Source organism: Pseudomonas sp. YuFO20 (assembly GCF_035064975.1).
GTDB classification, from domain to species: domain Bacteria; phylum Pseudomonadota; class Gammaproteobacteria; order Pseudomonadales; family Pseudomonadaceae; genus Aquipseudomonas; species Aquipseudomonas putida_AE.
The window spans coordinates 15,951-29,784 of sequence record NZ_JAXDEO010000051.1; the positions used below are offsets into that span (position 1 = coordinate 15,951).

Genomic DNA, 13,834 nt, shown 5'->3' on the forward strand with positions numbered 1-13,834 from the left:
TGAAGAATGCCCCTGACACTCTATTACCACCCGCTTTCGTCGTTCTGCCACAAGGTACTGGTCGCGCTTTACGAGCATGGGATCGACTTTGAGAGGCGAATCATCGATCTTTCCAGCGAGGAAGACCGGGCGGAACTCTCGGCGTTATGGCCCCTGTGCAAATTCCCGGTCATCCGCGATCACGCGCATCCGCAAGGACTGGCGGAATCGAGTGTGATCATCGAATACCTGGACCGGGCTTATTCCGCCCAGCACTGCCTGCTGCCCGGCGATTGCGATAACGCGCTGCAAGTGCGCCTGTGGGACCGTTTTTTCGACCAGTACGTGCAGGGGCCGCTGCAACGGATAGTCGCCGACCGCCTGCATGGGACGAACGGCGACCTGACCGGGGAACGGGCCATGCTCGCCACGGCCTACGGCATGCTCGAGCGCCAGCTGGCCTCGCGAACCTGGGTGGCCAGCCCGGACTTCAGCCTGGCCGACTGTGCCGCCGCGCCGGCCCTGTTCTATGCCAGCACGCTGGTACCCTTCCCCGACGGCCACCCGCACTTGAGCGGGTATTTCGACAGGCTGACGCAGCGGCCATCCTTCCAGCGCGTCATCGACGAAGCCAAGCCCTGGTTTGCCTTCTATCCGTTTGCCGAGGCCATACCCCAAAGGTTTCGCTAGCGGGCGTGCCCGTTGAAAAAACTTCCCCAATGTCGGGGGTACTTTTCGCCCGGACGGTTGCGAGTGTGGCGTTCCCGGCCTATGGTCCAGACACAACAATTTCACGACTGGCGCGATGATTCGCCGCCGTCTTTTTGTCCATCCATGGTGCTAGCGCAACGAGGTGAAGACATGCCCAACGACTCCCGCCCTGCCGTACTCGAACTGATCGGTAACACGCCACTGGTACGCGTCAGCCGTTTCGATACCGGACCCTGCACGCTGTTTCTCAAGCTCGAATCACAGAACCCCGGCGGTTCGATCAAGGACCGCATCGGCCTGGCGATGATCGATGCCGCCGAACGCGATGGCCGCCTGCGACCCGGTGGCACCATCGTCGAAGCCACCGCCGGCAACACCGGCCTCGGCCTCGCCCTGGTCGGCCGCGCCAAGGGATACCGGGTGGTGCTGGTGGTACCGGACAAGATGTCCACCGAGAAGGTCTTGCACCTCAAGGCCATGGGCGCCGAGGTGCACATCACCCGTTCCGACGTCGGCAAGGGCCATGCGGAGTACTACCAGGACGTCGCCGCGCGGCTGGCGGCGGAAATTCCCGATGCGTTCTTCGCCGACCAGTTCAACAACCCGGCCAACCCCCTGGCCCACGAATGCAGCACCGCGCCGGAGATCTGGGCGCAGACCCAGCATGATCTGGACGCGATCGTCGTCGGTGTCGGTTCGGCGGGCACCCTCACCGGCCTGACCCGCTTCTTCAAACGCGTGCAACCGGATCTGGAAATGGTCCTGGCCGACCCGGTCGGTTCGGTGATGGCCGAATACAGCCGCAGTGGCACCCTCCCCACCCCCGGTTCCTGGGCGGTGGAAGGTATCGGCGAAGACTTCATTCCGTCGATTTGCGACCTGTCCAGCGTGCGCCACGCCTATTCGATCAGCGACGAGGAAAGCTTCGATCATGCCCGCCAGTTGCTGAAGGCCGAGGGCATTCTCGGCGGTTCGTCGACCGGCACCCTGCTGGCGGCGGCATTGCGCTACTGCCGCGAGCAGACCCAACCGAAACGGGTGGTCAGCTTTGTCTGCGACACCGGTACGCGCTACTTGTCGAAGGTCTACAACGACCAGTGGATGAACGATCAGGGCCTGCTGCAACGCAAGTCCTACGGCGACCTGCGCGACCTGGTCGCGCGGCGCTTCGAGGATGGCCGGGTGATCAGCGTTGGCCCCGACGACACCCTGCTCACCGCGTTCCAGCGCATGCGCCTGGCGGATGTGTCGCAACTGCCGGTGCTGGTCAACGGCAAACAACTGGTCGGGGTGATCGACGAGTCCGACATCCTGCTGGGCGTGCATGAAGACGTTAAGCACTTTCGCAAGACCGTCTCCAGCGCCATGACCGACAAATTGCAAACCCTTTCCCCCGGCGCCTCACTGGCGGAACTGGAGGCAGAACTGGGTCGTGGGCTGGTGGCGATCATCCAGGATGCCTCGGGTTTCCACGGCCTGATTACCCGAACCGACATGCTCAATCATTTGCGGAGATCCCTGCCATGAGTCAGCACGATGAACATGCCCCGCCACAGGGCTTCGCCACCCGCGTGATCCATGCCGGGCAGACGCCGGACCCTTCGACCGGCGCGCTGATGCCGCCGATCTACGCCAACTCTACCTACCTGCAACAGAGCCCCGGGGTGCACAAGGGCCTCGACTACGGGCGCTCGCACAATCCGACGCGCTGGGCGCTGGAACGCTGCGTGGCCGACCTCGAAGGCGGCACCCGGGGCTTTGCCTTCGCCTCGGGCCTGGCGACCATTTCCACGGTACTGGAGCTGCTCGACGCCGGCTCGCACGTCGTCTCCGGCAACGACCTGTACGGCGGCACCTTCCGCCTGTTCGACAAGGTGCGCCAGCGCAGCGCCGGGCACCGCTTCAGCTTTGTCGACCTGACCGACCTGGCGGCGTTCGAAGCATCCCTGCAGGACGACACGCGCATGGTCATGGTCGAGACCCCGAGCAATCCGCTGCTGCGCCTCACCGACCTCGCCGCCATCGCCCGCACCTGCCGCGACCGGGGCATCATCTGCGTGGCCGACAACACCTTTGCCAGTCCGTGGATCCAGCGTCCGCTGGAACTGGGCTTCGACATCGTGCTGCACTCCACCACCAAGTACCTCAACGGCCACTCCGACGTGATCGGCGGCATCGCCGTGGTCGGGCAGAACGCCGAGCTGGCCGAACGCCTGGGTTTCCTGCAGAACGCGGTGGGCGCCATCGCCGGGCCGTTCGACGCCTTCCTCACCCTGCGCGGGGTCAAGACCCTGGCGCTACGCATGGAACGCCACTGCAGCAACGCACTGGAACTGGCGCAATGGCTGGAACGCCAGCCGCAAGTCGCCCACGTCTACTACCCGGGCCTGCCCTCGCACCCGCAGCACGAACTGGCGCGCCAGCAGATGCGCGGCTTCGGCGGGATGATCTCCGTCGACCTGAACACCGACCTGGCCGGCTCCCGGCGTTTCCTGGAAAACGTGCAGATTTTCGCCCTGGCCGAAAGCCTGGGCGGGGTGGAAAGCCTGATCGAGCACCCGGCGATCATGACCCACGCCACCATCCCCGTGGAAACCCGCGCGCAACTGGGCATCGGCGATGCGCTGGTGCGGTTGTCTGTTGGGGTGGAGGATGTCGAAGACCTGCGCGCAGACCTGGCGCAGGCGTTGGCACGGATTTAGGAGTTGCCTTCTCGGATCGCCCCATCGCAGCGATGGCGGCCTGACAGCCGCCCCATCTCTCACGGCTGCACCCGATCCACTGTAGGAGCTGGCTTGCCAGCGATGGCGGCATAACGGCCACCATCGCATCGCCAGCAAGCCGGCTCCTACAGATCTGTGTCACACCACAAATTCCACATACGTAAATCCCTGTAGGAGCTGGCTTGCCAGCGATGGCGGCATAACGGCCACCATCGATCGCCAGCAAGCCGGCTCCTACAGATCTGTGTCACACCACAAATTCCACATACCCCGTAAATCCCTGTAGGAGCTGGCTTGCCAGCGATGGCTGGCATAACAGCCACCATCGATCGCCAGCAAGCCGGCTCCTACAGATCTGTGTCACACCACAAATTCAACATACCCCGCAAATCCCTGTAGGAGCTGGCTTGCCAGCGATGGCGGCATAACGGCCACCATCGATCGCCAGCAAGCCGGCTCCTACAGAGGCGCGTTGTGCCTCAAAACATTTCCCCCGCAGGCCTCACCGATTATGATTGAGCGTTAACGTCCATCAGGTCTGGCTCATTTTTCGGATAACACGACATGTCCCAACTCGATACCTCCCTGCAAGACACCGCCGCGCCCGATGGCGTGTGCTACGGCTGCGGCAGCAGCAATCCCCACGGGCTGCACATCAAGAGCTATTGGCATGAAGACGGCGTGCATGTCATGGCCGAGCACGTGCCCGATGCCAAATACTGCGGCTGGCCGGACCTGGTCTATGGCGGGCTGATCGCCATGTTGGTCGATTGCCATTCAAACTGGGCGGTCATGGCCTATCACTACCGCGCGGAAAACCGTGAAGTCGCGAGCCTGCCGCGGATCAATTGCGTCACCGGCAACCTCGGCATCAAGTTCATCAAGCCGACGCCCATGGGCATCCCGCTCACCCTGCGGGCGCGGGTGGAAGGTGAAGTCGGGCGCAAGACGCGAGTCATCTGCGAAGTCTTCGCCGGGGACGTGCTGACCGCGGTGGGCGATTCCATTTTCGTCCGGGTCGATACCGCGCAACTGGCAGACAACGCCCACGGGCGCTAGGTGCAACGGTCGCGGGTCAATCTTCTTCCATGAGCGCGGTGATCCGCCCGGACCTGTACGCGGCCAGTAGCGCGGCATAGTCCTTGGCATTCTGCTTGGCATAGGCCACGGCAAACGTGCCGATGGCCTGGTCATGGGGCAGCGACAGGCGATAATCCTGCAGCGCCTCGCGGATTCGCTGCTGGAAGTCCGGTTCGTTCACATGAAAAAGGAGTTTTGCAATGAAACTCAGACATTCCCTGGCGGCGCTGATGGTCTGCGCCAGCCTGTTCGGCTGCACAAGTTCACCAAACCAGAGCGTGTCGGTCACCCTGGTCGCTACCCGGCAGAACACCGGCCAGATCGGCAATGTCGCGTTGTCCGCCTGGGACCAGCAAACCGGACTCAGTTTCTTCATCAGCGGTGCGCCAAGCGGTGCCACCCTGCCCCTGCGCCTCTACAGCTTCATCAATAAAGGCAGCTGCGAGCAACCCGGGCCCGTCGCCTACGCCATGAATGACAGGGTCAACACCGAGCGCCAACCGATTCGCGGTTGGACGTTCTCCAGAAGCGTGCCGGTGGCCTTGCCGGTCTTGCTGTCCGGTGACTATCACGTCGTTGTGCGAACCGCAGCGACGGATGGCAACGTCGATATTTTCTGTGGGGACATCAAGCATAAAGACCCGGTGAAGTAGCCGCCACGGAGGTCACACCGGCGAAATCGTCGCCAGGATGCCGATCAGAATGGTCAACACCAGGAAACCACCGAGGAAAAACGCCATCTTGCCCATAAAGACTCCAACATTTCGAAAATACGGTGCACCGCGGCCAAGGCGGCGAAACTTGCCGTTATTGTGGGGGTTGGGCTGAATGCATAACAGGGGCAGAAAGCGCTGGAAAATACGGATCAGATGGAACTGATGAACTGATGAACTGATGAACTGTAGGAGCGAGCTTGCTCGCGAAAAACCTGAGCACGCTGCGGTGTGTCAGGTTTAAAGCGTTATCGTTGACGACCTTCGCGAGCAAGCTCGCTCCTACAGTGGAACCGGGAGAACCGGGAGAACCGGGGACAGTAGGCACAAAAAAGCCCACTGGCCATCCCTGGCGCAGTGGGCTTGCTGATCAGGCGCTCAGTTACAGCGCCATGTCTGCCGCAGCATTCTCTTTCGGTGCCTTGGCCTTCTCAGCCTCGACAGCCGGAGCAACGGCCTGGCCAATCGCCGGTGGCGGAGTCAGTTCCAGCACCTTGGCGGTGTAGGCCCATTCCTCGGCAACCTTTTGCGGGTTGGCGTTCAGCTGGGTGCCATAGCTCGGCACGATCTGGTGCAGTTTTTCCTGCCAGGCCGGGGTCGCGACCTTGTCCTTGAAGACTTTCTGCAGCACGGTCAGCATGATCGGTGCGGCAGTCGAAGCGCCTGGGGATGCGCCCAGCAGGCCGGCGATGCTGCCGTCTTGCGAAGCAACGATCTCGGTGCCCAGTTTCAGCACGCCACCGGCGGCTTCGTCGCGCTTGATGATCTGCACGCGCTGGCCGGCTTGCCACAGGCGCCAGTCTTCGGCCTTGGCGTTCGGGAAGTACTCCTTCAGGGCGTCGAGGCGGTCTTCATCCGACAGCATCAGCTGACCGGCAAGGTACTCCACCAGCGGGTATTCCTTGATGCCAACCTTGGTCATCGGCCACACGTTGTGCGTGGTGGTGGTGGTCAGCAGGTCCAGGTACGAACCTTCTTTCAGGAACTTGGTGCTGAAGGTCGCGAATGGGCCAAACAGGATCACGCGCTTGCCGTCCAGCACGCGGGTGTCCAGGTGCGGAACCGACATCGGCGGAGCGCCAACCGAGGCTTTGCCGTAGGCCTTGGCCAGGTGTTGTTCGGCGATGGTCGGGTTCTCGGTCACCAGGAACGAGCCGCCTACCGGGAAGCCTGCGTATTCCTTGGCTTCAGGAATGCCCGACTTCTGCAGCAGGTGCAGGGCACCGCCGCCGGCGCCGATGAACACGAACTTGGCGTCGGTTTCGGATTTGCTGCCGTCTTTCAGGTTCTTGTAGCTGACGCGCCAGCTGCCGTCGGCGTTCCTGGTGATGTCCTGGACTTCGCTGGACAGCTTCAAGTCGAATTTCGGCGTGGTTTGCAGGTGCGCAACGAACTGGCGGGTGATCTCGCCGAAGTTCACGTCGGTGCCGATCGGGCTCCAGGTGGCCGCGACTTTCTGGTTCGGGTCACGCCCTTCCATCATCAGCGGGACCCACTTCTTGATCACGGCCGGGTCTTCGGAGTACTGCATGCCGGCGAACAGCGGGCTCGCCTGCAGGGCTTCGTAGCGCTTTTTCAGGAACTTGATGTTGTCATCGCCCCACACGAAGCTCATGTGCGGTGTGGAGTTGATGAACGAACGCGGGTTCTTCAGCACGCCTTGCTGAACCTGCCAGGCCCAGAACTGACGGGAGATCTGGAACGCCTCGTTGATTTCAACGGCCTTCGGGATCGACACGTTGCCCTTGTCGTCTTCCGGGGTGTAGTTCAGCTCGGCCAGGGCTGAGTGACCGGTACCGGCGTTGTTCCAGCCGTTGGAGCTTTCCAGGGCGACGCCGTCGAGGCGCTCGATCATTTCCATCGAGGTGCCGGGTTCCAGCTCGTTGAGCCACACACCCAGGGTCGCACTCATGATGCCGCCGCCAATCAGCAGCACGTCGACTTTCCTGGCTTCTTCGGCCTGGGCTGTCGTCATCCCCAACGACAAGGCCAGCCCCAGCAGGGCCGTGTTCACTTTCTTAAACATCTGTAGCACCTATGATAAAACGCCATCCGCCCCTCCATCTGCAATCGCGAGCCGCTTGTTCACGGCATTCAGGCAAGTCTGCCGCGGGTTCTCGCACATGATGTCTGGAGGGTGGGCACGCAAGGCCGATTGAATGCATCGACCCCAGTTATATGTCCCTACTGAACTGACTTCTTATCTTTTTTGGCTTCAGCTACTTGAGCGACAGTGATTCTGCTCGCCCGTCTCAAGGACAGGAAAACTGAATGGATCAAACCAAGTTGTTGCCAAGAATATCACGACAAGGCCAGCCCGCGCGGGTTGGTTGCCGTGGATGGGTGTCTATACTCAGTGGTCACCAGTTGAACATGTGGGGAAAGAGCCATGAGCGATAAAAACGATCTGCGCAAATATTCCTCCCAGGTCATCGACGGTGTCGAGGCCGCGCCCGCCCGCGCCATGCTGCGTGCCGTGGGCTTTACCGACGAAGACTTCAAGAAACCGCAAATCGGCATCGCCTCCACTTGGGCCATGGTCACGCCCTGCAACATGCACATCGACAAACTCGCGATCGAAGCGGAAAAAGGTGCGAATGCCGCCGGTGCCAAAGGCGTGATCTTCAACACCATCACCATTTCCGACGGCATCGCCAACGGCACCGAAGGCATGAAATATTCGCTGGTGTCCCGTGAGGTGATTGCCGATTCCATCGAAGTGGTGGTCGGTTGCGAAGGCTTTGACGGGCTGGTGACCGTGGGCGGTTGCGACAAGAACATGCCGGGCTGCCTGATCGGCATGGCGCGGCTCAATCGCCCGTCGATTTTCGTCTATGGCGGCACCATTCGCCCCGGCGCCGGCCACACCGACATCATTTCCGTGTTCGAAGCCGTGGGCCAGCACGCCCGCGGTGACATCAGCGAGATCCAGGTCAAGCAGATCGAGGAAGTGGCGATCCCCGGCCCCGGTTCCTGTGGCGGCATGTACACCGCCAACACCATGGCCTCGGCCATCGAAGCGCTGGGCATGAGCCTGCCCGGTTCCAGTTCCCAGGACGCGGTGGGCAGCGACAAGGCGTCGGACAGTTACCGCGCCGGCCAGCAAGTCATGGAACTGCTCAAGCTCGACCTCAAGCCCCGGGACATCATGACCCGCAAGGCCTTCGAAAACGCGATCCGCGTGGTGATCGCCCTCGCCGGCTCGACCAACGCCGTGCTGCATCTGCTGGCCATGGCCAATGCCGTGGACGTCGAGTTGACCCTCGACGACTTCGTCGAGCTGGGCAAGATCTCTCCGGTGGTGGCGGACCTGCGTCCCAGCGGCAAATACATGATGAGCGAGCTGGTGGCCATCGGCGGCATCCAGCCCCTGATGAAGCGCATGCTCGCGGCCGGCATGCTGCACGGCGACGTGCTTACCGTGACCGGCAAGACACTCGCCGAGAACCTCGAAAACGTGCCCGACTACCCCGCAGGGCAAGATGTGATCCTGCCCTTCGACCAGCCGATCAAGAAGGACTCGCACCTGGTGATCCTGCGCGGCAACCTCTCGCCCACCGGCGCCGTGGCCAAGATCACCGGCAAGGAGGGCCTGCGCTTCGAAGGCACGGCCAGGGTGTACCACGGCGAGGAAGGCGCACTGGCCGGCATCCTCAACGGCGAAGTGCAGGTGGGCGATGTGATCGTGATTCGCTACGAAGGGCCCAAGGGCGGGCCGGGCATGCGCGAAATGCTCTCGCCAACCTCGGCGGTGATGGGCAAGGGCCTGGGCAAGGAAGTGGCGCTGATCACCGATGGGCGCTTTTCCGGCGGCTCCCATGGTTTCGTGGTGGGGCATATCACGCCCGAGGCGTTTGAAGGCGGGCCGATCGCGTTGGTCGAAGATGGCGACCGGATCACCATTGATGCTGAAACCCGGCAGATTACCGTTGATGTGTCCGACGCAGACCTGGCTGAGCGCAAGAGCCGTTGGGTTAGGCCTGAGTCCAAGTACAAGCGTGGGGTGTTGGCCAAGTATGCGAAGACGGTGTGCAGTGCTTCGGAGGGGGCGGTGACTGACAAGTATCTTTAGCCCATAGGTTTATGTTGTCTGAACCGCCGCCTTCGCGAGCAAGCCCGCTCCCACATTGGAATGCATTTCAAATGTGGGAGCGGGCTTGCTCGCGAAGAGGCCCTCACATTCACCGATAACTATCTGCAGAAATCACGGCTGATAGCCGAACATCGACTTCACTTCAAGGTAGTCCTCCAGCCCGTGCACGCCCCACTCGCGGCCATTGCCCGACTGCTTGTAGCCGCCAAAAGGCGCGCCATTGTCGGCCTTGCTGCCATTGAGGTGGACCATGCCGGTGCGCAAGCGCCGTGCCACTGCCCGGGCCCGCTCCAGGGTGCCCGCCGTGACGTAGCCCGACAGGCCGTAAGGGCTGTCATTGGCGATCGCGATGGCCTCCTCCTCCGTGTCATAGGCAATGATCACCAGCACCGGCCCGAACACCTCCTCGCGGGCGATCGGCATGTGCGGATGGACATCGGCGAACACCGTCGGCTTGACGAAATAACCCTGTGTCACGCCCTCGGGACGCCCGACGCCGCCACAGACCAGCCGTGCCCCTTGCTCTATGGCAGCGCCGATCAGCGCCTGGACCCGCTCGAACTGTGCCCCATTCGCCAGCGGCCCCATGGCGCTGGACGCCTGGCTGTCGTCGAAACAGCTGTGCGCCGCGACAGACCGTGCGATGTCTATCGCCCGGGCTAGCTGTGCCCGTGGCACCAACAAACGAGTCGGCGCGTTGCACGACTGGCCGCTGTTGCGCAAACAGCTGCTGACACCATGGCGCACGGCGGCGTCGAAATCAGCATCGGCGAGGATCAGGTTGGCCGATTTGCCACCCAATTCCTGGGACACCCGTTTCACGGTATCTGCCGCCGCCTTGGCCACCGCAATCCCCGCACCGGTCGAGCCGGTGAACGAAACCATATCGATGTCGGGGTGGCGGGCGATGCCATCGCCGAGGGTCGGGCCATCGCCATTGATCAGGTTGAACACCCCCTTGGGCACGCCGGCCTGGTGAAGAATGTCGGCGAGCAGCATTGCCGACAGCGGCGCCTTCTCGCTGGGCTTGAGCACCAGGGTGCAACCGGCCGCCAACGCCGGCGCGATCTTGCAGGTCAGTTGATTGAGCGGCCAGTTCCAGGGCGTGATCAACCCGCAGACGCCAATCGCCTCGCGGCTGATCAGGGTGCTGCCGTGCGCTCGGTCGAACTCATAATCGCGCAGCACCTCGAAGGCCCGTTGCAGATGCCCGAGGCCCGCCGGCACATGGGCGCTGTGGGCCAGTGACAGCGGCGCGCCCATCTCCCGGTGCACCAACTCCGCCAGCGCTTCGCTGTGCTGGCGATAGCCCTCGATGATCGCGGCCAGCAGGTCCAGGCGCTGCTCGCGGGACCATTGCGAATAGAGCGTGAAGGCATGCCGGGCCGCGGCGACGCCGAGGTCGAGATCGGCGCGGGTACCGAGGCTGATCGCAGCGATGGCGCGTTCGGTGGACGGGTCGATCACCTCCAGGGTTTCCCCGCCCAAAGGACGGACCCAAGCGCCGTCGATGTAGAAATCCAAAGGGTTCATCGGGCCTCCTCAGGCGACTTGATCGAGCACGCGCTGCAAGGTGTCGAAGATCAGCGTGATCTGTGCTTCGCTGATGATCAGTGGCGGCGACAGCACGATGTTCTCCCCTGAAGCCCGCACCAGCAGGCCGGCCTCGAAACACCGCTGGGCGACTTCACCGGCGCGAGCACCCGGCGCACGATCGCGGGATTTTAGTTCGACCGCACACAACAGGCCGATGGCCCGCACGTCCTGCACCCATTGCTGCTCACGAAGCGCGAGCGCGGCGCGCTGCCATGGCGGCGCCACCTGCTGGACGTGGGCGTTGATCCCCAGCTCCTCATGCACCGCGAGGGTCGCCAGGCCTGCCGCACAGGCCAACGGATGAGCGGAATAGGTGTAGCCGTGCATCAATTCGATGGCTTGCTCGGGGCCCGCCATGAAGGCGTCGTACACCGCGCCACTGACCATCACCGCGCCCATGGGCACGGCGCCATTGGTCAGGCCCTTGGCCAGGGTCATCAGGTCTGGCGTGACGCCAAACGCCTGGGCCGCGAACGAGTGCCCCAGGCGTCCGAAGCCGGTGATCACTTCATCGAAAATCAGCAACACGCCATGCTGGTCACAGATCTCGCGCAGCCTCTGCAGGTAACCCACGGGCGGTGCATAGACGCCACCAGACCCCGTCACCGGTTCGACAATCACCGCGGCCACCGTCGCCGGGTCGTGGATTTCCAGCAGCTGCAGCAGCGCCTCGGCATAGTGCGCGCCCTGCTGCGGCTGGCCTTCGCTGAAGCGCAGGCTGGCGTCATAGGGCAGCGGCAGGTGCGCAACGTCGCCGAGCAGCGGCCCGAAGTCCCGCTTCTGCCGGCCGATACCGGACACCGACAAGCCGCCGAACCCCATGCCGTGATAACCCTTGGCGCGACCTATCAGCTTGGTCCGGCGACTGTCGCCGCGGGCCTGGTGATAGGCCCGGGCGATCTTCAACGCGGTGTCCACAGCCTCGGAACCGGAGTTGGTGAAGAACACCTTGTCCAGCCCCGCCGGCGCAATCGCCGCCAACGCGTCGGCGATGGTTAGCGCTGCCGGATGGCTCATCTTGAACGAGGAGACGAAGTCCAGGCGCCCTGCCGCTTCGCGGATGGCTTCGACGATCCGTGCCTGGCCGTGACCGGCGTTGACGCACCAGAGCCCGGCCATGGCGTCGAGCACCCGCTGGCCCTGGGTGGTGGTGTAGTGCATGCCCTCGGCGCTTTCGAACAGCATCGGCTGGCGATTGAACTGGCGCATCGGGGTAAAGGGCGCCCACAGCGCCGACGTGGAAATCTGCTTCATCAAAGGTGCTCCATCCATTTAATCAGGGTCAGATCCGGGTGCCGATCAGCGTCGGGCGTTGCATCGACCCGGCATTGGTGTTGACGCCGCGATCGAACAGCAAGCGGCCCTCTTGCAGGCGGCAGCTGACGTGGTCGCCGAAGGTGGTTTCGACAAAACGCCAGTCCATCTGCAACGCCCCTTCTGCGCTCCACCGGCCCTGGGCGATGACGGGCGTCTGTTCCGGTTGGTACTGGTGATGCAGGTAGTTGCCGGTGATGCTGGCCCGGGATTCGACAGGCTGCTGCAGGCCGACCCGCAGGCTGTGCCGCCCACGGTGATCGACCAGACTGAAGTCGCAGTAGTCATCGTGAAAGTCGAAACCCAGCTCCAGTACGCCGTCTTCGTTGGGCTCGACGGCGAAACGTCCCTGCAGGGCAGCAGCGTTGGGTGAGGTGCTCGAGCCTTGCAGCGTCGGCAGGCGCAGGTCATCGATCAAGGCATCGAGTTGCCCCTGGCTGGTGTGCGGATCGACCGCTTCGCGCCCCAGCGCCGGGAACAGGTGCTCCCAGATCGCGGCTTTCAAGCGGCGCTCGCCCAGTTGCAGCCCGCAGGTGAAGGCGATGACCGTGTCCTGGTCCGGCAGTACCATGCAGTACTGGCCGAACACGCCGGACGCGTAGTAGCCGCCATGCCGGGTCATCCACCACTGATAGCCGTAGCCCTCACGTTGCGCCTCGGCGTTGTTGTCCTTGTTGCGCGGCAGGTACTGCTTGCCGTCGAACTCGCCCATCCACACATCGTCGACCTGATTGCGGGTGGCCTCGGCGATCCACTGCGCCGACAGCAACTGGCGCCCCTGCCATTGGCCGCGGTTGAGGTGCAGCACGCCGAACTTCAACGAGTCTTCCGTGGTGCAGCTCAAGCCGTTGCCGCCGGAGTTGAAACCGCCAGGGGCCAGGTCCCATTCCAGCTTGTCCATGCCGAGAAAATCCAGGACCCGCTGCTGCAGCAAGGCGTGCAGGGTAAGACCTGTGACCTGGGTGACGATCGCCGATAACATGAAGCTCGAGGCGCTACTGTAGATGAAGTCTTTTCCCGGCGGTACAACGACCGGCTCATGCAGGAAGGCTTCGACCCAGCTGGTTTTCAGGTTGCGCCAGTCGCCGCCGGAAATGCCCCGTTGATGGCCGGTGCGCATGGTCAGCAAGTCTTCCACGGTCATGGCCGCCAGGTTCGCGCTTATGTCTTGCGGACACATCTGGGGGAAAAAGCTGACCACCTTGTCATCGAGGCTCAGGCGACCGTCATCGATCAACAAACCCACGGCGGTGGCGGTCCAGCTTTTGGTCGCCGAATGCTGCACGTGCATGCGGTGCGCCGAGTACGGTCGCCAGAACGCTTCTGCCACCACCGCGCCTTGGCGATAGAGCATGAAGCTGTGCAGCTCGAGTCCGGCACTGCTGACGGCCGCCAGGAAATCGACGATACCGCGAGGGTCGACGCCGCACTCATGGGGCAAGGCTCTGGGCAGAGGTACATAGGTCATAACGGTGGATCCTCACAAATTGCCATTATCTTTACTGGCAATGTTTTTATATTCCGAATAATACACAATTGGTTTTATCAGGCGCTGCATAAATGTATTTGAGCGGCCTATAATTCAGCTTCCGGGCGCATCGAAGCTTTCCGGTCTTTTCGGGTAT

11 protein-coding genes and 1 pseudogene are annotated in these 13,834 nt (G+C 62.8%); 6 read left to right on the forward strand and 6 right to left on the reverse strand.

The window, feature by feature from the left end:
• Positions 1-6: 6 nt before the first annotated feature.
• From SOP85_RS24285 to SOP85_RS24300, 4 genes are all read left to right on the forward strand, one after another.
• Positions 7-669 (forward strand): glutathione S-transferase family protein, encoded by a 663-nt coding sequence (locus SOP85_RS24285; protein ID WP_323628463.1) that lies wholly within the window; start codon positions 7-9, stop codon positions 667-669.
• A 171-nt stretch (positions 670-840) separates the two neighbouring features.
• The gene (locus tag SOP85_RS24290; protein WP_274078050.1) at positions 841-2,217 is read left to right on the forward strand and encodes a pyridoxal-phosphate dependent enzyme; all 1,377 of its coding nucleotides are present in this window, start codon (positions 841-843) and stop codon (positions 2,215-2,217) included.
• The gene (locus SOP85_RS24295) at positions 2,214-3,392 is read left to right on the forward strand and encodes a trans-sulfuration enzyme family protein (RefSeq protein ID WP_323628464.1); all 1,179 of its coding nucleotides are present in this window, start codon (positions 2,214-2,216) and stop codon (positions 3,390-3,392) included. Before SOP85_RS24290 ends, SOP85_RS24295 begins: the two co-directional genes overlap by 4 nt.
• 585 nt (positions 3,393-3,977) lie before the next feature.
• Complete coding sequence (locus SOP85_RS24300) at positions 3,978-4,472, forward strand: PaaI family thioesterase (protein ID WP_274077815.1); 495 nt, start codon at positions 3,978-3,980, stop codon at positions 4,470-4,472.
• A 16-nt stretch (positions 4,473-4,488) separates the two neighbouring features.
• Here SOP85_RS24300 and SOP85_RS24305 read toward each other — a convergent pair whose 3' ends face one another.
• On the reverse strand, positions 4,489-4,674 hold the full coding sequence (locus SOP85_RS24305) for a hypothetical protein (RefSeq protein ID WP_274077814.1): 186 nt from the start codon (positions 4,672-4,674) through the stop codon (positions 4,489-4,491).
• Positions 4,675-4,693: 19 nt separating this feature from the next.
• On the opposite strand from SOP85_RS24305, the gene SOP85_RS24310 reads away from it, so the two are divergent.
• The gene (locus SOP85_RS24310) at positions 4,694-5,146 is read left to right on the forward strand and encodes a hypothetical protein (RefSeq protein ID WP_323628465.1); all 453 of its coding nucleotides are present in this window, start codon (positions 4,694-4,696) and stop codon (positions 5,144-5,146) included.
• A gap of 244 nt (positions 5,147-5,390) precedes the next feature.
• Here SOP85_RS24310 and SOP85_RS24315 read toward each other — a convergent pair.
• Both SOP85_RS24315 and mqo read right to left on the reverse strand, forming a co-directional pair.
• Positions 5,391-5,480, reverse strand: a pseudogene (locus tag SOP85_RS24315) (outer membrane lipoprotein carrier protein LolA); the annotation flags it as partial.
• Positions 5,481-5,588: 108 nt separating this feature from the next.
• Positions 5,589-7,232 carry a malate dehydrogenase (quinone) gene (mqo, locus tag SOP85_RS24320; RefSeq protein ID WP_323628466.1) on the reverse strand — a complete coding sequence of 548 codons (1,644 nt, stop codon included), beginning with the start codon at positions 7,230-7,232 and terminating at the stop codon, positions 5,589-5,591.
• 363 nt (positions 7,233-7,595) lie between these two features.
• On the opposite strand from mqo, the gene ilvD reads away from it, so the two are divergent.
• On the forward strand, positions 7,596-9,278 hold the full coding sequence (gene ilvD, locus SOP85_RS24325) for a dihydroxy-acid dehydratase (protein ID WP_323628467.1): 1,683 nt from the start codon (positions 7,596-7,598) through the stop codon (positions 9,276-9,278).
• Positions 9,279-9,410: 132 nt separating this feature from the next.
• On the opposite strand, the gene SOP85_RS24330 is transcribed toward ilvD, so the two are convergent.
• Genes SOP85_RS24330 through SOP85_RS24340 form a run of 3 tightly spaced genes read right to left on the reverse strand, consistent with a single transcriptional unit; the run spans position 9,411 to position 13,677 of the window.
• A complete protein-coding gene (locus SOP85_RS24330; RefSeq protein WP_323628468.1) occupies positions 9,411-10,832 on the reverse strand; it encodes an aldehyde dehydrogenase family protein in 1,422 nt (473 codons plus the stop codon).
• 9 nt (positions 10,833-10,841) lie between these two features.
• A complete protein-coding gene (locus tag SOP85_RS24335) occupies positions 10,842-12,149 on the reverse strand; it encodes an aminotransferase class III-fold pyridoxal phosphate-dependent enzyme (protein ID WP_323628469.1) in 1,308 nt (435 codons plus the stop codon).
• A gap of 28 nt (positions 12,150-12,177) precedes the next feature.
• A complete protein-coding gene (locus SOP85_RS24340; RefSeq protein ID WP_323628470.1) occupies positions 12,178-13,677 on the reverse strand; it encodes a serine hydrolase domain-containing protein in 1,500 nt (499 codons plus the stop codon).
• Positions 13,678-13,834 lie beyond the last annotated feature (157 nt).